A 26,548-nucleotide genomic window follows, 5' to 3' on the forward strand; every position below is an offset into this window, starting at 1 on the left:
GGCCTTCGGGCCGGTTTTTCCATTTGCGGCACGCGTTGTGCGTATTGCGGGTTCAGTCATGGGCGGTCATGGAATGGAGGCGGGCAGCGACGGCAGCCGAGCCTGACAAGTGTGCCGCCATGCGGTGCATGACGTGCAGGCCGGCAGTGTCCGGTCGGTGCCGACGCCGTCCTGTCGGTCACCGCGCCGCATCATCCATCCAGTTCCCCGCCAGCGCCTGGAACAGCGCCGCCGTATCGGCCAGCCGGTCGGCCTGCGCGCGGGTACGGTCGAGCGCCGTCTGCAGCGCCTGCCGTTGCGTGTCGAGCAGGTCGAACGTGCTGATCCCGCCCGCCGCGTAACGGTCGCCGGCAATTGCGTTGCTTGCTGCCGCTTCCCCAGCGGCCGTGTCTCTCGCCTGCAATTCGGCCGCATCGTGTTCGACCGCGCGCATCGCGTCGGCGACCTGCTGGAGCGCCAGCAGCACGGTTTCCCGATAGCTCGCGAACGCGGCGTCGTACGCGGCTTCGGCCGCGCGCTTCTTCGCGCGCAACTCGCCGCCGTGAAAGAGCGGCTGCGTCAGGCCGAGGCCGACGTTCCACACATTGAGCCCGCTCACGATATCCGCGATGCGCGTGCGTTCCGAACCGATCCCCGCTGAAATCGAAAAACGCGGATACAGGTTCGCGGTCGCCACGCCGACGTTCGCGCTCGCCTGGTGCAGCACGGCCTCCGCCGCGCGGATATCGGGCCGTTCGCGCGCGAGCGTCGACGGCAGCGCGACCGGCAGCGTACGCGGCAGCGCGAGCGCGTCGAGCGTGAGGTCGGGCAGCTCGGCGTCGGACGGCGGCGCGCCCAGCAGGATCGCGAGCCGGTGGCCGGCCTGCGCGAAGCGCGCCGCGAGCGGCGGCAGCGAGGCCTGCGTCTGCGCGAGCAGCGTGCGCTGCGCATGCACGTCGGCCCGCGATACGCCGCCCGCCGCGAAGCGCGCTTCGACGATCCGCAACTGCCGGGCCTGCGCGTCGACGAGCTGCCGCGTGAGCGCGATCTGCTGCGCGAGCGACGCGCGCAGGATCGCGGTCGCGACGACGTTGCCCGCGAGCGTCAGCCGCGCGGCGTCGAGCGTGTATGCCTGATAGTCGACCTGGGCGCGCAGCGCCTCGAGCGCGCGCCGGTTGCCGCCGAACACGTCGAGTGCGTACGACACGCTCACCGACGCGTCGTACAGCGTGAACGGCCCGGGATCCGGCACGTTGGCGGGCAGCCCGAACGCGGCGATGTCGACCTTCTCGCGCGTGGCGGACAGGTTCGCGTCGATGCGCGGCAGCATCGTCGCGCCGGCTTCGGCCGCATGGTTCTGCCGCGCTTCGTCGAGCCGCGCGCGGGCCTCGGCGAGCGTCGGGCTGTTGTGCCATGCGGTGTCGACGAGCTGGTTGAGCGGCGCCGAATCGAAGCGGGTCCACCAGCGTTGCAACGTGTGCGTGGCCGGTGCGAACGTCTGCGCGTCGCCGGCAGGGCCGCCGGACGCCGCCGTTGCCGTCGCGTCGGGCGCTTCGTCGCGCGTGTAGCGTTGCGTCGCCGGCGCGTCGGGCGTGCGGAAATCCGGCCCGACCGCACAACCGGCGACGAGCAGCGCAACGGCAGCGGCAGTGAAGCCGCGGGCGGTGTGGGAGGCGCGACGCGAAGGCGGTTTCATCGCGCGGCCCCTAGTCGAGCGTGCGCCGGTAGAAGCGCAGCGCGACACCCATCACGACGAGCGTGAACAGCGCGACCGGCCACACGGACGGCCACAGGTCGGCCCAGCCGTTGCCTTTCAGCAGGATGCCGCGCACGAGGCGGTTGAAGTAGGTGAGCGGCAGCAGGTTGCCGATGAACTGCGCCCACTTCGGCATCCCGGCGAACGGAAACATGAAGCCCGACAGCAGGATGTTCGGCAGGAAATAGAACACCGCGAGCTGCATCGCCTGCAGCTGGTTCTGCGCGAGCGACGACAGCGTGATGCCGACCGTCAGGTTCGCGGCGATGAACAGCAGCGCGGACAGGTAGATCGCGAACATGCCGCCGACGAACGGCACGTGGAACACGTAGCGCGCGGCCACGAGGATGATCGACACCTGGATCAGCCCGATGAACACGTACGGGACGATCTTGCCCGTCATCACCTCCAGCGGCCGCACGGGCGTCGCCAGCAGGTTCTCCATCGTGCCGCGCTCGCGTTCGCGCGTGATCGCGAGGCCCGTCATCATCACCATCGTCATCGTCAGGATCACGCCCATCAGGCCCGGCACGACGTTGTACTGCGTGATGCCTTCCGGGTTGTACAGGCGGTGCAGCACGACGTCGAACGCGGCCGGGCGGCCGTTCAGGTGCGTGAGCGGGCCCGTCAGGTCTTTATCCGCGACGGGCTGCACGAGGCCCGGCAGCGCGCCGATCGCCGACGCGGTCGCGACGGGATCGGTCGCGTCCGCCTCGACGAGCAGCGACGGGCGCTCGCCGCGCAGCAGCCGCTTCGAGAAATCGGCCGGCACGCTCAGCACGAACTGCACGTCGCCGCGGGCGAGCGCATGCCGGCCGGCCGCTTCGTCGGGCAGCGTCGCGACGATGTCGAAGTACGCGGAATTGCGCATCGCGGCGATGAAGCTGCGCGCGAACGGGCTCGAGTCGGCGACGATCACCGCGGTCGGCAGGTGTTTCGGATCGGTGTTGATCGCGAAGCCGAACAGCGCGAGCTGGATGATCGGCACGCCGACGATCATCGCGAACGTCACGCGGTCGCGGCGCAGCTGCAGGAATTCCTTCAGCACGATGCTCCACCAGCGCGCGATCGAGAACGCGTCGCGCAGGCGCGTCCACGCGTTCATGTCGCCGCTCCGCCGGGCGGCCCGGACGCGCGGCCCATCATGAAGATGAAGACGTCTTCGAGCCCGGTGTCGACCGGTGTGACCTGCAGCTGTGCGTGACGGTCCACCTGCGCCGCGACCTGTGCGAGCGTCGCGTCGAGCAGCGCGCGATCGCGGCCACTCACGTGCAGCGCCGAGCCGAACACGACCGTCTGGTCGACGCCCGGCATCGTGCGCAAGCGCGCGGACAGTTCGGCCAGGTGCCCGCCGGTGACCGTGCGCGTCGACAGGTGCTGCGACGCGACGATCTCCGCGGACGTGCCTTGCGCGAGCAGCTCGCCGTACGCGATGTACGCGAGCTTGTGGCAGCGCTCGGCTTCGTCCATGTAGTGCGTGCTGACGAGTACCGAGATGCCTTGCGCGGCCAGCCGGTGCAGTTCTTCCCAGAAGTCGCGGCGGGCGGCCGGATCGACGCCGGCGGTCGGCTCGTCGAGCAGCAGCAGCTCCGGCTCGTGCAGCATGCATGCGGCGAGCGCGAGGCGCTGTTTCCAGCCGCCGGACAGTGCGCCGGTGAGCTGGTCCGCGCGGCTCGCGAGGCCGAGCCCGTCGAGCGCGCGCGCGACGGCCGCGCGGCGATCGGGCATCCCGTACACGCGCGCGACGAAATCGAGGTTCTCGCGGATCGACAGGTCTTCCCAGTACGAGAAGCGCTGCGTCATGTAGCCGACGCGCCGCTTGATCTGCGCGCTGTCGCGCACGATGTCGTAGCCGAGGCAGGTGCCGCTGCCCGAGTCGGGCGTGAGCAGGCCGCACATCATGCGGATCGACGTCGTCTTGCCGCTGCCGTTCGGCCCGAGAAACCCGAAGATCTCCCCGCGCGCGACGCGCAGCGAGACGTCCTTCACGACGTGCTTGTCGCCGAAGCGCTTGTTCAGGCGGTCAACGTCGATCGCGTACGGAGCGGGCGGCGCGTTCATCGCATCCTCACGGCGACGGGCTGGCCCGGGTGCAGCTTCGGCGCGTCGGCGACGGCCGGGCGCGCCTCGATCATGAACACGAGTTTGGTCCGGCTCTCGTTGCTATAGATCACGGGCGGCGTGTATTCGGCCTCGCGCGACACGTAGGTGACGCGTGCGGGCACGTCGGCCGCGCAGCCGTCGCAGCGGATCGCGACGGTGCGCCCCGGGGCGATCGATGCGACGGCGGCCTCCGGCACGAAGAACCGCACTTTCAGGTTCTGCGGCGGCAGCATCTGCACGACCGGATTGCCGGCCTGCACCCATTCGCCGACGCGGTAGAGCGTGTCGTATACGCGCCCGGCGGCGGGCGCGGCGACGCGCTTCTGGTCGAGTTTCCATTGCGCTTCGGCGACGGCCGCCTGCGCGGCATCGACCTGCGCGGCCTGGGCGGCCACCTGCTGCTCACGGCCCGGCAGCCGCGCGACGTCGACCTGGTTCTGCAACTCGCGTACCTGCGCGGCGGTGGTCTGCGCTGACGTGCGCGAATCGTCGAGCTGCTGTTTCGACAGCCCGCCGGCCGCGTACTGGCGTTCGTCGCGCTCGCGTTGCGCGGCGGCCCGCGCGGCCTGTGCCGTGGCCTGCGCGAGCTGCGCCCGCGTGACCGCGACTTCCGGCGGGCGCTTGCCGGTCCGCAGGTCGGCAAGCTGCGCGCGTGCGGCCTCGAGCTGGTGTTGCGCCTGGCGCAGCGCGGCCGTTTCGTTGACGGCTTCGAGCGAGAACACCGGCGTGCCGGCCGCGACGGCCTGGCCGCGTTCGACGGAGAGCTGCGTCAGCGTGCCCGCCTGCGACGACGACAGGTACACGAATTCGCCTTCGACATAGCCCTGGTAGGTCGCGACGTCGTCCGCCGGCCGTCCGCAACCGGCGAGCAGCGCGACGGCGGCGGCCAGTGCGAGCGGCAGCGGGCGGGATGCGTTCACGACGGCCTCCGTCGCGAATGCGCGTCGGCATCCGGCGCGGCGGCGGGCGGCTGCATGCCGGAACCGAGCAGCGCGCGGACGTGGCGATGCAGCACGTCGCGATCGATCGGCGGCAGGCCGCGCGCGCTCTGCCACAGCTTCGCGGTGGCGAGCGGCAGCATCACGAGCGCGATGATCGAATGGAACAGGAACGCGGGCTCGAGCGCGGGGTTCAGCGTACCCGCCTGCTGCGCGGCGCGGATGCGCTCGGCAAACCGCCCGACATGCTCGAGCGGAATGCGCCGGACCATCCGCTCGCGCAGCAGGCCGCCTTCATGGACGATCTCGCGCAGCCAGATCGACGGTAGCCAGGGCATCCGGTGCGTGACGTCGAAGAAGCGGTCGACGAGTTCGGTGACGAGCGCGAACGGATCGTTTTCGATGTGCGGGGCGGTCGGCCGCCACACGAACGCGATGACCTGCGCGAGCCGCTCCTCGACGATCGCGTCGAGCAGTTGCTCGCGATTCGTGAAGTAGTAATGGACCATCGCCGACGTGACACCGGCGGCCGCGGCGATCTGCGCAACCGTCGTGGCCGCGATGCCGCGCTCGGCGAACAGCTGGATCGCGACGTCGAGCATGTGGTCGCGCAGGTCGAAGTCGTCCACCGACGGGCGGCGCCCGCGCGGCCTGGCGACGGTGGATTTCGCGTTCATGACATCGACGCTAATTGATGAGTTAGTTAATTTCAAGGAAGGGTTTTCGCCCGCGTTGATCGCGATCAGGTGCGCGTTGAATGGCGGCGCGGACGAGCGGGGCGGCGGCGCGGCGAAGGGGTGTGTGCTGGCGGCGGAGTGTAGGGAGCGGCTAATGGGGAAACGACGGGGAACGGCGGGGAAACGGTGGGGAACCGGCGGAGCGGCGGCCCCCGGAACCGGTGAGGCAGCCGCGCGGCACGGGCCGGAAAGCCGGCCGTGCAGCACGGATGCGTACCCGACACGGCACGCACCCGTGAAACGTCGTCACTGATCGATCGGCGACTTCAGCGGCGCATGCTCGCCCGTCAGCCCGAACACGACGAGCTGCGCGGGTTCGGTCGCGCTCGCATTGCGCGACACCTGGTGGCGCGAACCGGGCGGCTCGTACCAGCCTTCGCCGGCGCGATAGCGGCGCACCGGGCCGTCGTTCACCTGCGACAGCACTTCGCCTTTCGACACGACCGCGAACACCGAGCCGAGGTGCTGGTGCGCTTCGGACGCCTGGCCGGGCGCATAGTCGACGGTCGCGACGACGGCGAGCTTGCCGGGCGCTTCGGGCACGGGCTGTTGCATGAGCGCGTGCACGGCGTCGCCGGCATCGTGTGCGTGGGCGGCGGCCGGCAGCGCGGCGCCGAGCGCGAGCGACGTGCACAGCATCGCGCGGCGGAGCATGGAGCGGGAGCGCATCATCGTCGACTCCTTACTCGGGCATCTTGCGGAACGCGATCGCGAAGCGGTTCCACGTGTTGATCGTCGCGATCAGCATCGACAGGTCGAACAGCTCCTCATCGCTGAAATGCGGCTTCACGGCGTCCCAGACGGCATCGGGCACGTGGTTGTCGGCGACCAGCGTCAGCGCGTCGGTCCACGCCAGCGCCGCGCGTTCGCGCTCGGTGAAGAACGGCGTTTCACGCCAGGCGACGACCGTCGCGAGGCGGCGGTCAGTCTCGCCGCCCTTGCGCGCATCGGTGGTGTGCATGTCGACACAGAACGCACAGCCGTTGATTTGCGACGCGCGCAGCCGGACGAGTTCGGCGAGCGGCTTCTCGATCGTGCTTTTCGCGAGGAATTCCTCGGCGTTGCGCATCACCTTGATCGCGTTCGGGCTGGCGGCATAGAAGTTCAGGCGCGGTTGCATGGCGGGTCCTTTTTCGGTTGGGTGCGCCGGGTGGCGCGACAGGACCCACTTTAAGCGTGCGATTGGCCTGCTTGAATGTCCAATTCTGGGGAAATTCAGGTAACCAGTGGCAAACCGCCGACACTGCCCGAATCCAGCAGCGCGGCCAGTTTCGCGAGCGCGGTGTCGATGCGCAGCGCGTCGATCCCGCCATAGCCGAACAGCAGCCCCGCGCGGGCCGCCGAGCCGACGTGGAATGCCGAGATCCCGTACAGGCCGATGTCGTGTTCACGCGCCGCGCGGACCAGCGCGGCTTCGTCGAGCCCCGGTTTCAGGTGTGCGGCGAGGTGGATGCCGGCGGTCGGCACGATCGGTTCGAACCACGGCGCGAGGCCGCCGCGCAGATGCGCGAGCAGCATCTTGCGGCGCGCGTCGTAGTGCTTCTGCACGCGCCGCAGGTGCCGCGCGAAATCGCCTTCGAGCATGAAGCGCGCGAGGGCCGCCTGCGTCAGCGTGCAGGTATGCCAGTCGACGATCTGCTTCGCCTTGGCGAGCGCGCCGCGCAGCGCGCGCGGCGGAATCGCGTAGCCGATCCGCAGTTCGGGAAAGATCGTCTTCGAGAACGTGCCGACGTAGGCGACGAGGCCCGTGCGGTCCAGGCTCTTCAGCGACTCGACCGGCCGGCCTTCGAAGCGGAACTCGCCGTCGTAGTCGTCCTCGATGATCACCGCGCGGCGGCGCTGCGCCCATTCGAGCAGCGCGATGCGCCGATCCAGCGTCATCGGCATCCCGAGCGGGAACTGGTGCGACGGCGTCACGTAGACGAGGCGTGCGTCGTCGGGCAGCCGCTCGGTGACGAGGCCGTGCGCGTCGACCTGCACGCCGATCACCGTCGCGCCGAGCGAGGCGAACGCCGCGCGCGCCGGCGGATAGCCGGGGTTCTCGACCGCGACGACGTCGCCCGGCCGCACGACCACGCGCGCGATCAGGTCGAGCGCCTGTTGCGCGCCTTGCGTGACGAGCACGTCGTCCCAGCCGCACGCGACCGCGCGGCTGAACGCGACGTAGCGCGCGATCGCGCCGCGCAACTGCGGATCGCCGGCCGGGTCGTGGTACTGGCCGGGGCCGCGCGCCTGCTGGCGCAACGCGTGGTGCAGGCAGCGGCGCCACGCGTCGAACGGGAACAGCGTCTTGTCGGTCACGCCGCCGCGGAAGTCGAAGGCGGGCGAGTCCTGCGGCGCGGGCATCGCGAGCGCGTCGGGCAGGTCGTCCCACAGGGCGCGTGCGTCGACGGCATGGACAGGCGGTGTGTCCTCGACGAGCGACGGTGTCGCGGCCGCCGCCGTATGCGGAACCCGCGCGAGGCCGTCGGCGACGAACGTGCCGTCGCCCGCGCGCGTGTTCAGGTAGCCCTCGGCGACCAGGCGCTCGAACGCGTCGAGCGTCGTCTTGCGCGACACGCCGAGCTGCTTCGCGAGATCGCGCGTCGACGGCAGCCGGGCGCCGCCTTCGAGCCGCCCGTCGACGATCGCGGTGCGCAGCTGCCGGAAGATTTGCCCGGTCAGGTCGTGACGGCCTTCGATGCGGATCGCGATGTCCATCGCAGTGGTTACCTCAAATGCTGGAATTCGACGTCGATCAGCATACCGGAAGTTCGTGGCCGGATCGGCGCGCGGGCGGCTTCGTGCGGCTCGTGGGGTCATCATTGCGTTGCCTAAACGGGGAAGGCTGCCCGTGAGACCGGTCGGCCATGCCGGCTGGCACTGCGCCGCCGGGCAAGAGCGGCCGGCGCGGCATCCGCCCGATGCCGGCGAGCCCCGCATAGGGCACGGCACCATTCGATTGGACCGTCGCCCGCCGCTGCCTTACGATCCACCAGAACCCCCGACCGGAGTGTCCGCATGCTGTCCGAAGACGAACTCGCGCTGCTCGATGCGATCCGCGCCACTGGCAGCCTGTCGCGGGCGGCCGCGCGGCTCGGCAAGGCGCCGTCGACCGTGTCGCACGCCGCGCGGCAGCTCGAAACGCGCTTCGACGCGCTGCTGTTCGACCGGCGCGGCTACCGGCTGCAGCTCACGCCGGCCGGCCAGTTGCTGACCGACGAGGCGTCGCGCCTCGCGCTGGACGTCGCGCGGCTCACGCAGCGCGTGCGGCAGGTCGCGAGCGGCTGGGAGGACCGGCTGTGGATGGTCAGCGACGAGGTGCTGGAGTTCGACACGCTGCTGCCGGTCGTCCGCGCGTTCGATGCGCTCGATTCGGGTGTGTCGCTGCGTTTCACGCACGAGGTGCTCGGCGGCACCTGGGAAGCGCTGCGCGACGGTCGCGCGGATCTGGTCGTCGGCGCGACCAACGAGCCGCCGGCGATTCCGGGCTTCAAGTGGTTCGAGCTCGGCGCGATGGAATGGGTGTTCGCCGTCTCGCCGCGCCATCCGCTGGCGTCGGCGGGCGAGCGGCTCACCCGCGACGCGATCGGCGCGCATCGCGCGGTCGTCGTCGCGGATTCGTCGCGGCGGGCCGTCGGCCGCGCGTACGGGCTGCTCGGCGGGCAGGCGGTGCTCGCGGTGCCGTCGATGCGCGCGAAGATCCTCGCGCAGCGCGACGGGCTCGGCATCGGCTGGGTGCCGCGCCGGCGCGTCGCGTCGCTGCTGGCGCGCGGCGAGCTGGTCGAGAAGGAAACGGCCGATCCGCGCGAACCGAACGTGCTGTATGTCGCATGGCGCGGCGACCGCGACGGCCGCGCGCTGCAATGGTGGCTGGAGCAACTGCGCGAGCCGCGGCTCGCGCAGCGCCTGCTCGACGGGATCGACGTGGCGGGATGAGTGCGCCGGGAGGGCACGCGGGCACGCGCCGGACGGGCCCCGGCGAACACGTTCGAAGATTTCGAACATGTCTGCCGCGCCGGTCGTACGGCACCGCCGGGCGCCGCGCGCATCCTGTGGTCACGGTCAATTCACCGGTTCACAGGAGAACATCATGCAACGCTTCGAAGGAAAAACGGTACTCGTCACGGGCGGCAACAGCGGCATCGGTCTGGCGGCCGCGCGGGCATTCGCGGCCGAAGGCGCGCGGGTCATCATCACCGGTCGCGACGAGCAGACGCTCGCCGCCGCGCGCGAGAGCCTCGGCGACGGCGCGCTCGCGATCCGCAACGAAGCCGGCAGCGTCGCGTCGGCTCGGGCGCTGGCGGACGCGATCGTGGCCGCCGGTGCGCGGCTCGACGCCGTGTTCATCAACGCGGGCGTCGCGAAACTCGCGCCGTTCGCGGATATCGACGAGGCGTTGTGGGACCTCGTGTTCAACACGAACGTGAAGGGCGCGTATTTCCAGATCCAGGCGCTCGTCCCGCTGCTGAACCGCGGCGCATCGATCGTCATCAACGGCTCGATCAACGCGCACATCGGGATGCCCGGTTCGTCCGTGTACGCGGCGAGCAAGGCGGCCGTCAATTCGTTCGCGAAGACGCTGTCGACGGAACTGCTGCCGCACGGCGTGCGGGTCAACGTGGTGAGCCCCGGGCCGGTCCAGACGCCGCTGTACGGCAAGCTCGGCCTCGACGCGGCGACGCTCGACGAGACGGCCGACAAGATCAAGGGGCTGGTTCCGATCGGCCGGTTCGGCACGCCGGACGAAATCGCGTCGACGGTGCTGCACCTGAGCGCGCCCGAGTCCGCGTTCATCGTCGGCGCGGAGATCATCGCGTCGGGCGGGATGGGCTTGCTTTGATCGTATGACCGGCGGGGCTGCGCGGCCTGACGCAATGTCGGGCGGTGCGGCCCCGCCGTGCAATCGCATCATTGGCGCGATGCACAGGCGTCACGGGCATCGTCGGCCTGATTGCTTCCGTGGAGCTGCGTGACCGTCAAGCCCGAGAAGGTCGCGCTCCCGTGCTCGGCGAACACGGCGACGCGGTCCGCATCGAGCGGCGGAAAGATCAGGTCCGTCAGCGCGACGCGGCCGCCGTTCGCGAACACTTCGACCGAACCGCGATCGACGACGATTTCGAGCTGCAACCGTCCGTGCTCGAGCGGCAGATCGACGATGTGTTCGCGGCTGAACGTGCCCGCGAAGTCCGTTGCGCCGGAGCGGGAGCGGTCGAGCGTCAGCGTGTGCTTCGCCGTGTCGTACACGATCCGGGTGCCGACCGAGCCATCCGCCGAGCCCCGCACGATCAAACCCGCGCGGGCCGCGCGCCGCGGCGCGATCGTTACCGTGATGCGCTGGACGACACCGCGCGTGGCCGGCGACAGCGCCCGAGTGGCGGACTCGACGTTCAGATCGACTTCATGCACGGCGGGCCGCCCGTCGGCCCACGCATCGAACGCGGCGGCCGGCGTCACGACGAGCGTCGGTGCGCCGCCGATCGTCTTCAGCGCGAGTTCGCGCGGCAAGGTCGTCGCGCCGCGCCACGGCGCCGTCGGCGCTTTCGCCGCGTAGTCCCAGTTGCTCATCCATGCAATCGCGACCGGGCGCGCGCCCGGCGCGCCGGAGAACGTGCCGGCCGCATAGAAGTCGGCGCCGTGATCGACCCAGCGGAATCGCGCGGGATCGGAACCGGCCGGTGCGACGCGATCGGGGACGAACGTGCGGCCGTCGAAATCGCCGACAAAGTACATCGCGCCGGAACCGCCGGCGATCGACCACGGGTTGACGTTGACGATCATCACCCACTTGATGTGTCGCGGATCGTCGTCGACGGGCAGCGGCACGAGGTCGGGCATCTCCCACAGCACGCCCGCATGCGGTACGTCCGGCAGCGTGAAATCGCTCAGGAACGACCAGTGAATCAGGTCGTCGGAACGGTATAGCTTCACGACCTGCGCATCGGCGACGACCGTCGTCATCAGCCAGTAGCGTCCCGGCGCGTACCACGACACTTTCGGGTCGCGGAACTGCTTCGATTCGGGATCGAGCGTGAGCACCGGATTGCGCGCGTAGGGCCGCCAGGTCGCGCCGTGGTCGAGGCTGTACGCGAGCGACTGCGCCTGTGTGCCGGGTGCGTGACCCGAGCCGTCCTTATAGACGCTCGTGTAAAGCGCAACCAGCGGCGTCTCGCCCGGCGCGCCGAGGCCGGACGTGTTGTGCGTGTCGGCGACGATCGAGCCGGAGAAGATTTCCTCCGTCGCGTTCGCGCGCATCGCGACCGGCTGCTCGCGCCAGTGGACGAGATCGGTGCTGGTCGCATGGCCCCACGACATGTTGCCCCAGTCCTGGCCGACCGGGTTGTACTGGTAGAACAGGTGGTAGCGGCCGTGTTCGTACACGAGGCCGTTCGGATCGTTCATCCAGTTGCGTTGCGGCGTGTAGTGCACGGCCGGTCGCCATTGTGGCGTGCCGTTCCCGGGCGGCGTGCCGCAGGGCGCGGCAGTGGCGTGCGTGCAGGCCGCGCTTGCGGCACAAGCGAACAGCAGCCGGGCGATTCGGAGGGAAAAGCGAAAAAACGTCGATTTCATACGGGGTTCCGTGCTTCGGCGCGCGAAGCGGGAAAGGAACGCGCATGCCGCTTGCGACGGCGGCAGGCGCGATTCAGCGAACAAGGGAGGCGGCGCGCACGCGACACGCGCGACGTGCGCCGCCTCGACGCTGGCGGGTGGTGCCCGCCGCGTCCGTAGCGGACCCGTTACGGGCGGGTGCCCGGGCCGCCGTTGTGATCGGCGCCCGTCGCCGGCAGGTTCGACGGGATGTCGCCGTATCCGCCGAGGCCGCCGCGTCCGTACGCGCGGTCGACCGCCGTCGACGTGCCGTTGATGTTGACCTTCACCGTCGGCGCGAGCGTGCCGCCGCGACGCGGACCGATCGCATCGATGAACGACTCGACGAGCCCGCCCGGCATCACGTAGTGCGAATACGACTGGAATTCGCGCGGATTCTGGTTCGGATCCTGCGAATACGGCGCGCCGGCCGGCGCGGAGAAGTCGGTCGGGTTGCCGAGCACGAGACCGCTGCCGCCGTTCAGCGGCTGGAAGTCGCTGCGGATGCCGTTGCCGACGAAACCGTAGACGCCGTCCGGCCCGTCGACGCCCGCGGCCATCGTGGTGCGGTGGCTGATCGTGAACAGGTAGTACTTGCCGTCCTTCAGATAGATCTGCGGGCGCTCGGTCTGGTCGTCGACGCAGTTCGCCGACAGGATCGGCGGCAGGAACTTCCATTCGGTCAGTTGCGGGTTCGTCGCGACCGCCAGGCCGACATTGGCCTTTTGATACACTGCGCCCGAGTTCATCACGGCGTTGAGGTCTTCCCGGTACGGATCGTTCGGCGCGTAGCCGAGGTCGGCCTCGGTGCAGGTCCGGGCGCCGCGCTGGCCGCCCGTATTGCCTTCGAACACCATGTAGGTCTTGCCCGGATGCGCGGGGTCGGTGAACACGAACGGATCGCGGAACGAGAAGTAGGTGTTTTGCTGGCCGGTCTGGTAGTAGTTGCCGTCCGGCTGCAGCAGTGCCTTGTGATCGTCGAAGCCGCTGAACCAGACGTGCTTGTCGTCGGCATGGATGTGGCCGTCGGCACGCGTGATGATCGCCTGCGGCGGCGTGATGTCGGCGCCGCCGGGCGCCGAGCGGTTGAACGACGTCGCGGTGTAGTACAGGCTGACGTTGTCGCCGTGCGTGAGGCGCGCGGAGCCCGACCATTCGGCGTTGTTGGTCATCGGCGACGTGCCGAACACCTTGGCGCTCGCGCCGTCCGGGAACAGGTGGCCGCCCCAGGTCCAGCCGCCGTTCGCGGGCCGCTGCGACGCGGGGATGCCGGCACGGCGATAGAAGAAGCCGATGCGTGCATGGACGTGACGATCGTCGAACGTGTAGCCCGCATGCGGATCGGCGGTCAGCGAGAAGATCACTTCCCAGCCCTTGTAGCTGAGCTGGTTCGCGCGCAGGTCGGCCAGCGGCCAGGTATCCCAGACCCACACGTTCGAGTTGACCAGCGGGAAGTCCTGCGGGATATCCGGCATCGTCAGCGCTTGCGGCAGCGAGTTCCGGTCGGCGCCGGCCGTGTGCGACTGCGCGACGATCTGGCGGATGTCCGCCCGGGTCCAGCGCATCGTGAAGTTGCCGTCGGGGTCGTAGGCCTGCTGCGTGTGCGGCGTGGGCGCGGGGGCGCCGGCGGTCTGCGCGTGCGCGGCGGACGCGAACGCGGCCAGTGCGGCGCCGGCGAACAGCAAACGTTTGGCCGCGGTCGCGCGGCAAAAAGGAAAGTAAGTCATGTCGGCGTTGTTTCCGTTGACGGTGAGAGGGAACGACTGACGGCGGCATCGATGTCCAAACCGGTTTGGATGCTATTTCAAACCGGTTTGGACGTCAAAAGATAAATATTTGACGGTAATAACTACCATTCGGAAATAATTGCTGCGCGAGCGGCCCGGCCGGATGGCATGCATAACGCGAGGAGCGACGTGAAGGTGAATCTGAAGGCGCTGTCGGATGCGCTCGGACTGTCGCGCACGACGGTCAGTCGCGCGCTGAACGGCTATGACGACGTGAGCGAGGCGACCCGCGAGCGCGTGATGAAGGTCGCGCGCGAACTCGGCTATGTCGCGGATCCGACCGCGCGCCGGCTGGCGACGGGACGCTCCGATGCGATCGGCATCGTGTATCCGTTCGGCGCGGGCGATCTCGGCGATCCGCGCTTCGGCGAAGTCGCCGCGGGCATCACCGAACGGTTGGCCGAGCGCAATCTCGACTTCATCATCGCGGCCGCGCGGCCGAACGCCGAGCTGGACACGTATCGTCGGCTCGTCGACGGCAAGCTCGTCGACGGGCTGATCGTCGCGCGCACGCTGGTGGACGACCCGCGCATTGCGTACCTGCGGTCGAGCGCGTTTCCGTACGTCGCATATGGCCGCACGCAAGCCGCCGAGCCTTACGCATGGTTCGATTTCGACAACGAAGCGGGCGCACGCGAGGCGGTGCGGCGCCTGATCGGCTTCGGCCATCGCCGTATCGCGATGATCAGTGCGCCGCTGTCGCTCAATTTCGCGATGCAGCGTCGCGCCGGTTATCTCGCGGCGCTGCGCGAGGCCGGCATCGAACCCGATCCTGCGCTGCTCGTCGAGTGTCCGTTTACGCGCGACGGCGGTCAGCAAGCCGCGCAGGCACTGCTCGCGCGGGCCGAGCCGCCGACCGCGCTGCTGGTCGACAACAATATCGCGGGCGGCGGCGCGTTCCGGGCGCTGGCCGACAGCGGCTTGCGGCTGGGGCGGGACATGTCGTTGATCGTCTATGACGGCGTGCCGCCGGACGTCGCGCATCCGCATCGCGTGACGGCGGTGGTGCAGCCGACCGGACATGCGTCGGGACGTGCGCTCGCGGACCTGATGCTGGGCCTGCTCGCGGACGGTGTCCGCGGCCATCGGCTCGAGATGCCGATGATCGAGGCCGGCGATACGGACGGGCCGCTGCCCGGTTAGCCGACGCGGCGCGAGCCGGGGAGCGGGATGCGACCGGCAACGGACGTTGCGGGCTGCGCGCCGTCACAAAAGCCATGACGGCGGCAGGGCTGAATACCGGGTTTCTAGACGACCGGTCTAATCCGGGGCTATCATCCAGCCTCATGAATGCGACGTCGTTCCTGATGCACGGACGCGAAACTGCCATATCGCGCTGCGATGCTGGTCGTGCAGGCGACGGCGTCATTTTTTCGAGTCTCGTCTAGACGACTGGTCTAATAGGCTCGAGCAATATTTTCGGTACGGAGCCGGCACGTTGACGCGCGCCAGCGGACTAACCGGCAGGCGCGCCGTCGTCGCCGGCACGTGGCGTGCGTCACGCCCGCCGCAGCAACGCGGCCCCGTCCCCCCATTCCGCCATTTCGAAGGAGTGTCCGATCATGAAGATTCTGGTTGTCCTGACCTCGCACGACACGCTCGGCGACACCGGCAAGAAGACCGGCTTCTGGCTCGAGGAACTGGCCGCGCCGTACTACGCGTTCAAGGATGCGGGTGTCGATCTGACGCTCGCGTCGCCGAAGGGCGGCCAACCGCCGCTCGACCCGAAAAGCAGCGATCCGGCCGCGCAAACCGACGCGACGCGCCGCTTCGACGCGGATCCCGCCGCCAAGGCCGAACTCGCCGCCACGCGCAAGCTGGCCGAGGTGTCGGTCGACGATTACGACGCGGTGTTCTATCCGGGCGGGCACGGCCCGCTGTGGGATCTCGCCGAGGACCTGCATTCGATCGGCCTGATCGAGCGCGCGCTGGCGGCCGGCAAGCCGGTCGCGGCCGTGTGCCACGCACCGGGCGTGCTGCGCCACGTGAAGGACCCGAAGACCGGCGAGTCGGTCGTGCGCGGCAAGCGTGCGACGGGCTTCACCAACAGCGAGGAAGCGGCCGTCGAGCTGACGGAAGTGGTGCCGTTCCTCGTCGAGGACATGCTGAAGACCAACGGCGCGCAGTTCGAGCGCAGCGCCGACTGGGCGCCGCATGTCGTCACCGACGGGCTGCTGATCACGGGGCAGAACCCGGCGTCGTCGGAGCCCGCCGCCGAGGCGCTGCTCGCGAAGCTCGGCCGTCAGTAAGCCGGCCCGGCGCCGGCACGACCGGCGCCAGATCGTTTCCGTCGTCGGGCGCGACCGCCCCGGCGACGGCCCGAATCGTTCCGCCGTGCGCACCGCGCGGCGGCTCATCCAGTCGTTTCGCAGAACCAAGCAAAGGAGTGGTGGATGTCTGCCCTGTTCGAACCGTTCAAACTCAAGGATGTCACGCTGCGCAACCGCATCGCGGTGCCGCCGATGTGCCAGTACGTCGCCGAAGACGGCGTCGTCAACGACTGGCATCACGTGCATCTGGCCGGCATCGCGCGCGGCGGCGCGGGCCTCGTGATCGCGGAGGCGACGGCGGTGTCGCCGGAAGGCCGCATCACGCCGGGCTGCGCCGGGCTGTGGACCGATGCGCAGGCCGAGGCGTTCGCGCCGTCGGTCGCGGCGATCAAGGCGGCCGGCTCGGTGCCGGGCATCCAGATCGCGCATGCGGGCCGCAAGGCGAGCGCGAACCGTCCGTGGGAAGGCGACGACCACATCGCCGACGGCGATCCGCACGGCTGGCAGACCATCGCCCCGTCGGCGGTACCGTTCGGCGCGCACCTGCCGAAGACGCCGCGCGCGATGACGCACGACGACATCGCCCGCGTGCAGGCCGACTTCGTCGCATCGGCGAAGCGCGCCCGCGACCTCGGCTTCGAATGGCTCGAACTGCACTTCGCGCACGGCTACCTGGGCCAGAGCTTCCTCTCCGTGCATTCGAACCAGCGCGACGACGAGTACGGCGGTTCGGCGGAAAACCGCGGCCGTTTCCTCGTCGATACGCTGAAGGCCGTCCGCCAGGTCTGGCCGGAGCATCTGCCGCTGACCGCGCGCCTCGGCGTGATCGAATACGACGGCCGCGATGAAGAAACGCTGGCCGAATCGATCGCGCTCACGCAGCGGATGAAGCAGGCAGGCCTCGACATGCTGAGCGTGTCGGTCGGCTTTTCGACCCCCGACGCGCGCATTCCGTGGGGCCCGGCGTTCCTCGCGCCGATCGCGGAACGCGTGCGCCGCGAGGCCGGCCTGCCGGTATCGTCCGCGTGGGGGATCGACACGCCGCAACTGGCCGAGCGCGTCGTCGCCGAACAGCAGCTCGACCTCGTGATGGTCGGCCGCGCCCATCTTGCCGATCCGCACTGGCCGTACTACGCGGCCAAGCAGCTCGGGGTCGAGCGTCCGTCGTGGACGCTGCCCGCGCCGTACGCGCACTGGCTCGAACGCTATCGCATCGCCGACAAGGTGGCCTGAGCCACGCGTTGCACCGCGCGGCGGTGCGGCGTTCGCGGCATGCATTTGACGATGCTTGGCACTGCGTGCGCATGCCGTTGCGGCGCCGATGGATAGAATGGCGGTTCGTACAGGCTTCCGGCCTGCACGAACCGCCATTTTTTCATTTCGACCGAGGTGCCATGCGCGCACAAGTCTCGCCCTCCCAGGATTCCGCCGCGCGGCCGCGCGCGCAGCAGATCGCCCGCGCCGTGCTGTATGCGGCGCTGCTGGTGCTCGCGCTGTGGGTGATCCGCGATTTCCTTCCCGCTGTCGCGTGGGCATGCGTGATCGCGATCGCGTTGTGGCCGTTGCTGAAGCGCTTCGAATCCCGTCGCTGGTTTCGCGACCGGCCGACCCTGATCGCGACCGCGATCACCGCGGGCGTGTCGCTGCTGGTCGTGCTGCCGGTCGCGATCGCACTGGGGCAGGCGATCTCGCAGGCGCACGACCTGCGCATCTGGCTGCAATCGATCCAGGACAATGGCATTCCGCTGCCGGACGTCGTCAGCCGGTTGCCGTACGGTGCCGCGCAGGTCAGCGAGTGGTGGCAGGCCAATCTCGGTCATCCGCTGCACGCGGGCACCGCGATGCATGGCGCGAGCGGCGAGAAGTTCATCGCGTTCGGCCGGCAGTTCGGCACGAAGCTCGCGCATGCGCTGTTCGAATTCGGCTTCATGCTGGTCACGCTGTTCGTGATCATGCGGGCCGGCCACAAGTTGTCGGGCGCGTTGCTGCAGGGCGCGCGGCGCGCGTTCGGCCGCGGCGGCGCGGATCTGATCGAACGGATGGTCGCGGCCGTGTACGGCACGGTCACGGGGCTGGTCGTCGTCGGGTTGGGCGAGGGCGCCATTCTCGGCGTCGCGTATGCGCTCGCGGGCGTCCCGCATGCGGCGCTGCTCGGCCTCGTCACGGCCGTCGCCGCGATGCTGCCATTTTGCGCGCCGATCGTGTTCTGCGGCGCGGCACTCTGGCTGTTCGTGCAGGGTGCGACCGCGTGGGCCGTCGTGGTGCTGGTGCTCGGCTTCGTGGTCGTGTTCGTCGCCGAGCATTTCGTGCGGCCGGTGTTGATCGGCAGCTCGACCCGCCTGCCGTTCCTCCTCGTGCTGTTCGGCATCCTCGGCGGCGCGGAGACGTTCGGCCTGATCGGGCTGTTCGTCGGCCCGGCGCTGATGACGGTGCTGACGATGCTGTGGACCGAATGGATCGCCTGACGATGCCGACCGTTGCGCCGATTCGTCACATCGGCTCAGCGCCATCGACGCGTGTGCGAGCCCGCGCGGTGCCGCAACGATTCGTGACGTTCGGGCGCGCGCCGGACCGCGTCGAGCGGGGCGTCGGACACAAGTCTCTACATTTCTTTTCGATCCGGACCCAAAGGTCTAGTAGCATGGGGCTTTCGATCACGCCGGCATGGCGCAGCAGATTTCACCCAGCATGCGATTGATTCCGATGTCCCGCCCCGCCGCGACGCTGTCCCTGGCCGCCAGCTGCCTGATGCTGCACGGCTGCGCGTGGTTCGACTCGTGGCTGCCGTTCTCGTATTCGCGCACGCCGCTGGCGAGGGCCGCGTCGCGGCATGGCGCGACGCGCGCCGACGTCGTCCGCGCCGGCGGCAACCCGCGCAGCGTGTGGATGGTCCGCAACGGCAGCGGCGTCTGCTACAACTACTTCATCGAGCACGGCAACGATCACCGCACTTTCTTCGTCGTGTTCGATAATGCCGGTGCCGTCACGCAACACGGCTTCGATACCTGCATGGACGCCGACCGCAAGGGCACGCTCCAGCCGGGCAAGGCCGCTTCCCGATAGCGCGGCGGCTCGCCACCGGGCCTGTCGTGCCCGTCCGCGCCATCAAGCGATCGTGTCGAGCACGCCGCCGTCGGCGCGCAGCGCGGCGCCCGTCGTCGCCGAAGCCTGCGGCGAGCACACGTACACCACCAGATTCGCGATTTCCTCCGGCTGGGCAGGCCGCTGGATGATCGACGTCGCGCGCTCGCTGCGCACGAAATCCACCGCGACGTCGTCGATGCTGCGGCCCGTTTCGTCGGCCGTCGCCTTCAGCATCGCCCGCACGCCTTCCGACATCGTCGGCCCCGGCAGCACCGAATTGACCGTCACGTTAGTGCCGGCCGCGAGTTTCGCGAGGCCGCGCGCGATCGCCAGCTGCGCGGTTTTCGTGAACCCGTAGTGAATCATGTCGACCGGGATGTTCAGGCCCGATTCCGACGAAATGAACACGATGCGGCCCGTGTTGCGCGCGAGCATCCCCTTCAGGTAGTGCCGCGCGAGTCGCACGCCGGACATCACGTTCATCTGGAAGTAATGGGCCCATTCGTCGTCGTCGATGTCGAAGAACGCCTTCAGCCCGTAGATGCCCGCGTTGTTGACCAGGATGTCGGCCTCCGGCGTGTGCTGCGCGATGCGCGCGACGCCGGCGGCATCGGACAGATCGGCGGCGACGCCGTCGACGTCCGCGCCGGGTACCGCGCTGCGCAGCAGCGCGAGCGCGGCATCGACCGACTTGTCGCTGCGGCCGTTGACGACGACGCGTGCGCCCGCCTGCGCGAGCCCTTCGGCGATCGCCAGCCCGATGCCGGCGGTGGAAGCGGTGACGACCGCGGTCTTGCCTGTCAGATCGATGTGCATGAGCGTACCGGTTGGAAGAGGGAACGGAATCCGCCGGGCATGCCGCGGCGGCCGGAATTCAAAGCTTAGGTAAGTATCTCGCGTAGTGGATCGATGTCCATTGCGGCGAACATGTTTACAGAAAATCTTCTTACAAGGCAAAGCGAACGAGTCAGGTGCGGGCTGATTTGCATTATCAAGGCAAGAGTGTACGAGCGTGTAACCGAATACGAATGCCGGGCGGATCCGACGTCCAAAGAGATTTTTAAATTAAAAAACCGCTACACGCGGGTTTTTTTGTTTGGGATTGGACTTTGACCATCCCGATAGAGGCCATATTAGCCAGAATCTGGTGAACGTCAATCAATGATAAAGCGGCCCGGGCGGCGACAGGCGCATTTGCCGTGGGACGGTGCTGCGCATCGATTCGAGACTAATTTTCATACTTATCCGATTGCGCCCTGAGAAAAAACGGAGAAATATTTGGGGCACGTTTTATTCGTGCATTTCGTGTAGTCGATTAGCCCAGCACCGCTGGCGCTTTATCAGCCAGACAGTAAATGCCAAAGGGAAGTTTGCATGAAAAACGAACAGGGTCGCGACATGGCGCAGCTTGACGATACGACCGATCACGGCGGCAAGATAATCGAGGCGGCCCCCGATCTGAAGCACCTGGGTGTTGCCGTCGCGCTTGACGGCCATCGGGTCGCATGCCCGAAGTGCGGCGGCACCTTCCCTATCATCGCGACCGGCAAGCGGACCCATCACGGCGTGCGCGTCGCCCACCTGGGCGACAAGACCGGTTGCGGCGCAACCCTGATGCGCGGCTGATTTTCTGCAAGGATCTCCCCATGCCTGATTTTCTCCAGTCCCGCACGCTGGCTGTTGCCGGCGCGGCATTGCCGGTATTCAACGGTACGCCAGTTCTGGTGCCGGCACGTCTGTCGGGTACCGAAACGCTTGGCGAGCTGTTCTGCTACATGCTCGAACTGAGGACGGCCGATACGCTGGCGTTCTCGCCGAGGATCGCTGCCAATGTCGATCTGGATAAGCTGATTGGCACCGAGGTCACAGTGTTAGTCGAGATCGAGGGAATCGGCACCTTTATTCCCCGCATGCCAGGCAATACCGGCATGGGCAATATCGGCGCGGGCACACGCGAGATCACCGGCCTGGTCACCTCCGCGCGCTTCGTGCGCGAGGAAGGCCGCGCGATGGTGTACGAACTTACGCTGCGCCCGTGGCTGTGGCTTGCCACGAAGAACCAGGACTGCCGCCTGTTCCAGGACATGGATGTGATGGAGATCACGGATGCCGTGCTGTCCGCCTATATGTTCCCGGTCGAGAAATGGTTGGTCGGGAATTACCCGAAGCGTGACATCCAACGGCAAAACTGGGAGAGCGATTTCGGATTTGTCTGCCGCCTGTGGCAAGAGTGGGGCATCTATTTCTGGTTCGATCATGGTGACGGACATCACCGGCTGATCCTCTGTGATTCGATTGGCGCGCACCGACCGCATGGCGAAGCGTACCGTGCGATTCGCTACGAGGCGCCGGGTGGCAAGCGTATCGATCAAGAGCACATCCATGAACTGTCGGTAGAAAACCACTTGACGACCGGACGCGTCACGAGTGTCGATTACGACTATACCGGTCCGCGCGCGGATCTCACGAGCCGCGACGAAAACCCGCGCGATACCGCGCATGCCGGTCAGGAACATTACGGATGGGGCGATTACGCGCAGCCGCAGGCGGGCGTGAGCGGCCTGTCCGGTGAACATAACGATGCGAAGCGCGAAGCGGACTATCTGGTGCGGGTGCGCATGGATGCGCTTCGCTGCGCCGGCCTGCGTGCGAAGGGAGCGGGCAATCTGCGTGGCCTCGTGACCGGGCAGACCTTCACGCTGGAACGCTACCCGCAGCAGGCGGCCAATCGTGAATACCTGGTCGTCTCCAGCACGCTCACGATTGAGGAAGTGGCCCAGGCGAGCGGCACCGGCCAGCACTACCGTTGCACGACGGAATTCGAAATCCAGCCCACGAGCGAAATGTTCCGCTCGGCGCAGACCCTCCCGAAGCCGCGCACGTTCGGCCCGGAATACGCGGTCGTAACAGGTCCCGCGGAGCAGGAAATCTGGACCGACGCGTATGGCCGCGTGAAGGTCCGGTTCCTCTGGGACCGGTGGGGAGCGCGCGATCACACGTCAAGCTGCTGGGTGCGCGTGTCGTCACCGTGGCAGGGCAACCAGTTCGGAGCGACGCACCTGCCGCGCATCGGCCAGGAAGTGCTGGTGGAGCATATCAATGGCGACCCTGACCTGCCGGTGGTGACAGGACGTGTGGTGAACGCGTTCAACCAGCCAGCCTGGGCGCTACCGGACAACCAGGCGCTCTCGGGCTTCCGCAGTCGTGGACTGAAAGGCGGCCAGTCAAACCACTTCGTGCAGGACGATACGAGCGGCGAAATTCAGACGCAGTTATCAAGCGACTACGGCACCTCGCAACTGAGTCTCGGTTTCGTGCGGCGCATCCTGGGCAACAAGGGACGGCAAGACGCACGCGGCAAGGGCTTTGATCTTCGCACCGATTTGTGGGGAGTCGTGCGCGCGGCGATGGGGCTGCTGATCACGACCGAAGCGCGCAACGGTGCGCAGTCGCACGCGAAGGATATGGGTGAGACGGTCCAGCGCCTGACGCGGGCGCGCGACATTCACGTGAGCCTGACCAGGCTCGCGCAGCAACATGAAGCGCAGCAGGCGGACGCCGACCAGAGTGAGGTCACGAAGGCGATCACGGCGCAGAACGACGCCATCCGGGGCGGCACGCCGACCAGCGATGAGCCGCATCCCGAGATGAGCACGCCGCACCTGGTGGTCGCCAGTCCGGCTGGTATCGAAACCACCACTGCCGGCAGCACACACATTGCGAGTGACGAAAATCTTGCGCTCACGACGGGCGGCCACGTCGGCATTGCCGCGCGAAAGTCGCTTTATGCAAGTGTCGCGGAGGCGTTTTCGCTGTTTGTCCACAAGCTCGGTATCAAGCTGGTTGCGGCGTCGGGCAAGGTGCGTATCGAGGCACAGGGCGACAACGTCGAGATCGTCGCGAAGAAGGTACTTGAACTGATGAGCACGACTGACTGGATCAACCTGACCGCCAAGCAGGGCATCCGACTGAACGGTGGCGGCACTGAACTCGAAATCAGCCCGAAGGGCATTCTCGGCTTCACGGACGGCCAATTTCTCGTCCATGCGGATGCCCATGCGACAGACGCGCCACAGTCGAAACCTGCCGATTTTCCGTCGTTCCCGTCCGGGAAGGTGAATCAGGCATTCCCGTTTTCGCTGTGACCATCAAGGAATCTTAATCAATGGTCATCAGCCCACCGTTCCTGCCATCCCAACCGTCCGGGACCGGGCATGAAATTGACTCGGCCTCCGCCGGTAATACTGTCGTGCCGGATCACGACATCTGTCAGTCCGGCATGCAGGAATGCGCCCCCGGTAACGGCGCTTATCCGGTCAGCTACAGCCTTGGTTGGCACGGCGGACCTCATCTCGTCGCGCCCGAGGCCGCGAACGGCCGGTCGGAGCCGGTGCGCGCGATTGCCGACGGCGAAGTCGTCTATGTCCGCCAGACCGACGCAAGCGAGAAGCCCACCCTGCAATACCGCAATGTCCGCACTGACGATGGTTGCGTCGTGATCAAACATACGACCGAGATTGGCGAAGGAGATAGCGCAAAAGTCACCTTCTACTCGATCTACATGCATCTGCAAAGCGTCACGGTCAAGCTTGGCAAGCCTGTCTACCGGAAGGATCTGCTCGGTATGCCGGGGCAGATCTATGGGCAGCGCGGCCAGATACATTTCGAGATCGTCTGCGACACGGCTAACTTGAAGAAACTGGTGGGACGGACGACCGGACCGCTCGCCGCAATGCAGGGCCGCACCGACGCGATCTACGGGGATATCTGGTTCAAGGTACCCAAGGGCCTGAAGTTCTTTGCGAACCGGCCACATCCTTACCGGCGCGATGACACCGAACCGCCCCAAGGGCCGCACCCGTCGGTGCAGACGCAGCCCGCTGCAGGTACGACGGAGGTTGATCTGCTCGTCCAGATGCATTACGAAAGAGGCGATTGCACGCTCACGACGTTTACGCTGACCAGCGACGGTCGTTGCGTTCGGGTTGGCGAACCGGTGATAACACACGGCTACGAGTACAGCCTGTACGCCGAAGCCATGCGTCTGAACGGGCAGTACCACGACGGCAGCACCAATCCCGCCGCACCCGCGCCTGCGGCGCCTGCACCCAGCCTGATTTACGAAATGCTGCGCCTTGGCCGTGCGGTCGGCGAGCCGATGCCGGGGAACGTGAAGTTCGGGCACTGGCGCAAGATTGCCACGCCAGATGGCACCGGCTGGATCAACCTGAACGCACCAAAGAAAGAAGGTCATTACGGTGCCACGCCGTATGCCGGAATCAGCGTCTACAGCGACGCGGATTTTCCGCACTGGGCGGGCTGGAGTCTGATCGATGACGATACAACACCCGACAGCCTGTGCGAGTCGCCAACGATCAAACGTTGGCTCGACCTGGACCGCGACGGTCAGGTTACCCATGCGGAAGCGAAAGAAGCGCTGCATAACAGGGACGTGCGGAAACGGATGGCGCAGGCGATCTGCAAATTTCCGATTGAATGGGCGAAGCAGGATATCGATACGCGTTGGGGTTGGCTCAAGTCGCCGCATGAGGCGCTGGCGACACCGCTTACCGGGGAAGACTTCCACACACTGACGGCGCACATCGAAGCACTCGCGTTCTGGGAGGACATCCAGACTCCGGACCTGCCTCGAGCCGACGACTGCTGGCATTTTCCGCCAAAGGCATTTATCGAACACCTGAGAAGGTGCAAATGGCTGAGCGAAAGCGAGTTCAGGCAACTCGTCCCGAAGTACGCGATGCGCAAGCACAATGGGACCATGTTGTGGGAGCCTGTGACTAACCCCTATAGCATTGCGCTTGGAACACTCCCCAGGAGACAGCTTGTCCCAATCAATCGAATGTTGCGCACCTTCGGCATCAATACACCACAGCGGATGGCGAGCTTTTTCGGAAATGCGATCCAGGAGACGCAATGGCTAACCAAACTGGCAGAAGGCGCGATGACGGCCCGCTACGCGCCGTGGGACGGTCGAGGCTTCCTGCAACTGACCTGGCCGAAAAACTATCTTGATTACTGGGATTTCAGGGGAAGGTCCACGCAGATTCCCGCGCGCGCGCGTGCCTCATTGCTGACAGCACAACAGCAGGCTGACGCGACACGAAACAACGCACCATTGCGTGCCGCGGATCACCAACTGACCCCAGATATGCTTAGCTGGCGAGATGACGTTTCTGATTCGACAAAGGTTGACGCAGCCTGGAGTGCGGGCTTCTACTGGACCAGCCTGAACATGGTAAGTCATGCTGATGAGTTACACGTTCTGGAACGCGTGATCGTCGCGACCAATGGCGGACAGAAGTGCTATTACCGCAGTCCCAGCTTCTGGAAGGCGTCAGCGGCGGTAAATCTGCCCGGCGCAATCGGCGATCTGTACTCGGCCCGTCTGAACGGCTTTGAGGCCCGCTGTGCGGCCTATGCAGTCGCGTTGTCGGTGTTAGGCGAAACAAAGTTCCCGGCGCAAGGGCAGCCGGGCGAGACGCCGGAAAATCAGATATTGAGGCGCGCATGACGAAGCGAAAACAGGTTGCACTAAAGCTCCTCCGAATGATCAGGGGCGTGATTACAGCGGCGGTTGGATTCTGTCTGACGTTTAGCTGGGCCACCTCCGGACATGCGGAACAGCCGACTAAGGAAGTCAAGCAGATTGTCGTTACTACGGATGGAGTTCAATGCCCGATCAGACTTGTTGATCCTTACGACGCCCGTGTTACCGAAACGAGATATGTACTCGACCACTTTCCGTATCAACGAACGGGGCTCAGGGAGCTTTATCTACAGTTTGAGTGCGTTAATTCTAATGACGCTGAGGTAATCCGAAATATCGTTCTCGCATCATTTGACGAAAACGGAAAAAAATGGAAGGAGGATTTTTCTGCATTGTCTGCTGAAGACGTAGCCTTGCTGAAACCGGTCACTCGGATATTTCCTCTGGAGGCGGCAAATAGCACGGGTATCGCCGTAACTCAAGAGCAGACGAACGGTGATCCGAAGACGCGTGACCGCCGCTTTGCGTTTTGTTTGCGCCATCCCCCGGTCATGCTATGCGGCGGCACACCACAAATCGCTCGTCCCTTTTACCAGAAAAGCGACCTCTTGCCTTTCGCTCTAACCGTAGTCAAATCGATAGAGTTCATCGACACGCCAGTTGATGGCGCTCGCGCTGCATCGGCTGCGACTCCATCACCGGCAGTCGTTCCGCCTCAATGACCTTTGGGGCAACGCCGCCTGTTTTGCGTTTTCCCGGTGTGTTTCAACAAACCGTAAAGAGAGCCCGCGCTGCGTGCCTGACCGCACCCGGCGCCAT

Annotated in this window: 22 protein-coding genes; 11 read left to right on the forward strand and 11 right to left on the reverse strand. The window is 67.0% G+C overall.

What is annotated here, in order from left to right:
• Positions 1–178 precede the first annotated feature (178 nt).
• The 8 genes from U5771_RS14070 to U5771_RS14105 all read right to left on the reverse strand — a co-directional run bounded on the left by U5771_RS14070 (position 179) and on the right by U5771_RS14105 (position 8,213).
• Positions 179–1,675: an efflux transporter outer membrane subunit gene (locus tag U5771_RS14070; protein ID WP_322024539.1), complete on the reverse strand. Its 1,497-nt coding sequence runs from the start codon at positions 1,673–1,675 to the stop codon at positions 179–181.
• Between the two features lie 10 nt (positions 1,676–1,685).
• Positions 1,686–2,840, reverse strand: coding sequence for an ABC transporter permease (locus U5771_RS14075; protein ID WP_322024540.1), 1,155 nt, complete (start codon positions 2,838–2,840; stop codon positions 1,686–1,688).
• The gene (locus tag U5771_RS14080; RefSeq protein ID WP_322024541.1) at positions 2,837–3,796 is read right to left on the reverse strand and encodes an ABC transporter ATP-binding protein; all 960 of its coding nucleotides are present in this window, start codon (positions 3,794–3,796) and stop codon (positions 2,837–2,839) included. The genes U5771_RS14075 and U5771_RS14080 overlap by 4 nt, the downstream gene beginning before the upstream one ends.
• On the reverse strand, positions 3,793–4,758 hold the full coding sequence (locus U5771_RS14085) for an HlyD family secretion protein (RefSeq protein ID WP_322024542.1): 966 nt from the start codon (positions 4,756–4,758) through the stop codon (positions 3,793–3,795). Before U5771_RS14085 ends, U5771_RS14080 begins: the two co-directional genes overlap by 4 nt.
• Positions 4,755–5,453: a TetR/AcrR family transcriptional regulator gene (locus U5771_RS14090; protein ID WP_322024543.1), complete on the reverse strand. Its 699-nt coding sequence runs from the start codon at positions 5,451–5,453 to the stop codon at positions 4,755–4,757. The genes U5771_RS14085 and U5771_RS14090 overlap by 4 nt, the downstream gene beginning before the upstream one ends.
• A 306-nt stretch (positions 5,454–5,759) precedes the next feature.
• A complete protein-coding gene (locus U5771_RS14095) occupies positions 5,760–6,185 on the reverse strand; it encodes a cupin domain-containing protein (protein ID WP_322024544.1) in 426 nt (141 codons plus the stop codon).
• Between the two features lie 10 nt (positions 6,186–6,195).
• Positions 6,196–6,633 (reverse strand): carboxymuconolactone decarboxylase family protein, encoded by a 438-nt coding sequence (locus U5771_RS14100; protein WP_322024545.1) that lies wholly within the window; start codon positions 6,631–6,633, stop codon positions 6,196–6,198.
• Positions 6,634–6,728: 95 nt separating this feature from the next.
• The gene (locus U5771_RS14105; protein WP_322024546.1) at positions 6,729–8,213 is read right to left on the reverse strand and encodes a PLP-dependent aminotransferase family protein; all 1,485 of its coding nucleotides are present in this window, start codon (positions 8,211–8,213) and stop codon (positions 6,729–6,731) included.
• Between the two features lie 300 nt (positions 8,214–8,513).
• On the opposite strand from U5771_RS14105, the gene U5771_RS14110 reads away from it, so the two are divergent.
• Together U5771_RS14110 and U5771_RS14115 are read left to right on the forward strand one after the other, a co-directional pair.
• The gene (locus U5771_RS14110) at positions 8,514–9,431 is read left to right on the forward strand and encodes a LysR family transcriptional regulator (protein ID WP_322024547.1); all 918 of its coding nucleotides are present in this window, start codon (positions 8,514–8,516) and stop codon (positions 9,429–9,431) included.
• 154 nt (positions 9,432–9,585) lie between these two features.
• Positions 9,586–10,335 (forward strand): SDR family oxidoreductase, encoded by a 750-nt coding sequence (locus tag U5771_RS14115; RefSeq protein WP_322024548.1) that lies wholly within the window; start codon positions 9,586–9,588, stop codon positions 10,333–10,335.
• A 68-nt stretch (positions 10,336–10,403) separates the two neighbouring features.
• Here U5771_RS14115 and U5771_RS14120 read toward each other — a convergent pair whose 3' ends face one another.
• Complete coding sequence (locus U5771_RS14120; protein ID WP_322024549.1) at positions 10,404–12,062, reverse strand: glycoside hydrolase family 32 protein; 1,659 nt, start codon at positions 12,060–12,062, stop codon at positions 10,404–10,406.
• Between the two features lie 167 nt (positions 12,063–12,229).
• A complete protein-coding gene (locus U5771_RS14125) occupies positions 12,230–13,807 on the reverse strand; it encodes a glycoside hydrolase family 68 protein (protein WP_322024550.1) in 1,578 nt (525 codons plus the stop codon).
• Between the two features lie 168 nt (positions 13,808–13,975).
• Between U5771_RS14125 and U5771_RS14130 the strand changes: the two genes are divergently transcribed.
• The 5 genes from U5771_RS14130 (at position 13,976) to U5771_RS14150 (ending at position 19,200) form a co-directional block, all read left to right on the forward strand.
• Positions 13,976–15,010 (forward strand): substrate-binding domain-containing protein, encoded by a 1,035-nt coding sequence (locus tag U5771_RS14130; RefSeq protein ID WP_322024551.1) that lies wholly within the window; start codon positions 13,976–13,978, stop codon positions 15,008–15,010.
• A gap of 419 nt (positions 15,011–15,429) precedes the next feature.
• The gene (locus U5771_RS14135; protein WP_322024552.1) at positions 15,430–16,116 is read left to right on the forward strand and encodes a type 1 glutamine amidotransferase domain-containing protein; all 687 of its coding nucleotides are present in this window, start codon (positions 15,430–15,432) and stop codon (positions 16,114–16,116) included.
• A gap of 144 nt (positions 16,117–16,260) precedes the next feature.
• Positions 16,261–17,370 carry an NADH:flavin oxidoreductase/NADH oxidase gene (locus tag U5771_RS14140; RefSeq protein WP_322024553.1) on the forward strand — a complete coding sequence of 370 codons (1,110 nt, stop codon included), beginning with the start codon at positions 16,261–16,263 and terminating at the stop codon, positions 17,368–17,370.
• A 161-nt stretch (positions 17,371–17,531) separates the two neighbouring features.
• The gene (locus U5771_RS14145; protein ID WP_322024554.1) at positions 17,532–18,602 is read left to right on the forward strand and encodes an AI-2E family transporter; all 1,071 of its coding nucleotides are present in this window, start codon (positions 17,532–17,534) and stop codon (positions 18,600–18,602) included.
• Between the two features lie 223 nt (positions 18,603–18,825).
• Entirely contained in the window at positions 18,826–19,200 is a 375-nt protein-coding gene (locus U5771_RS14150; RefSeq protein ID WP_322024555.1) for a hypothetical protein, read from the forward strand.
• A 42-nt stretch (positions 19,201–19,242) separates the two neighbouring features.
• Here the strand turns inward: U5771_RS14150 and U5771_RS14155 are convergent, their stop codons facing one another.
• Positions 19,243–20,037 carry an SDR family oxidoreductase gene (locus U5771_RS14155; RefSeq protein WP_322024556.1) on the reverse strand — a complete coding sequence of 265 codons (795 nt, stop codon included), beginning with the start codon at positions 20,035–20,037 and terminating at the stop codon, positions 19,243–19,245.
• A 558-nt stretch (positions 20,038–20,595) separates the two neighbouring features.
• Here U5771_RS14155 and U5771_RS14160 point away from each other — a divergent pair.
• The 4 genes from U5771_RS14160 to U5771_RS14175 are packed head-to-tail and all read left to right on the forward strand — an operon-like array spanning position 20,596 to position 26,451.
• Complete coding sequence (locus tag U5771_RS14160) at positions 20,596–20,847, forward strand: PAAR domain-containing protein (RefSeq protein WP_322024557.1); 252 nt, start codon at positions 20,596–20,598, stop codon at positions 20,845–20,847.
• 20 nt (positions 20,848–20,867) lie between these two features.
• A complete protein-coding gene (locus U5771_RS14165; RefSeq protein ID WP_322024558.1) occupies positions 20,868–23,366 on the forward strand; it encodes a type VI secretion system Vgr family protein in 2,499 nt (832 codons plus the stop codon).
• A gap of 20 nt (positions 23,367–23,386) precedes the next feature.
• Entirely contained in the window at positions 23,387–25,753 is a 2,367-nt protein-coding gene (locus tag U5771_RS14170) for a peptidoglycan DD-metalloendopeptidase family protein (RefSeq protein WP_322024559.1), read from the forward strand.
• Complete coding sequence (locus tag U5771_RS14175) at positions 25,750–26,451, forward strand: hypothetical protein (RefSeq protein ID WP_322024560.1); 702 nt, start codon at positions 25,750–25,752, stop codon at positions 26,449–26,451. Before U5771_RS14170 ends, U5771_RS14175 begins: the two co-directional genes overlap by 4 nt.
• Positions 26,452–26,548: the final 97 nt, after the last annotated feature.

The organism is Burkholderia sp. BCC1977 (assembly GCF_905339595.1).
GTDB lineage: Bacteria > Pseudomonadota > Gammaproteobacteria > Burkholderiales > Burkholderiaceae > Burkholderia.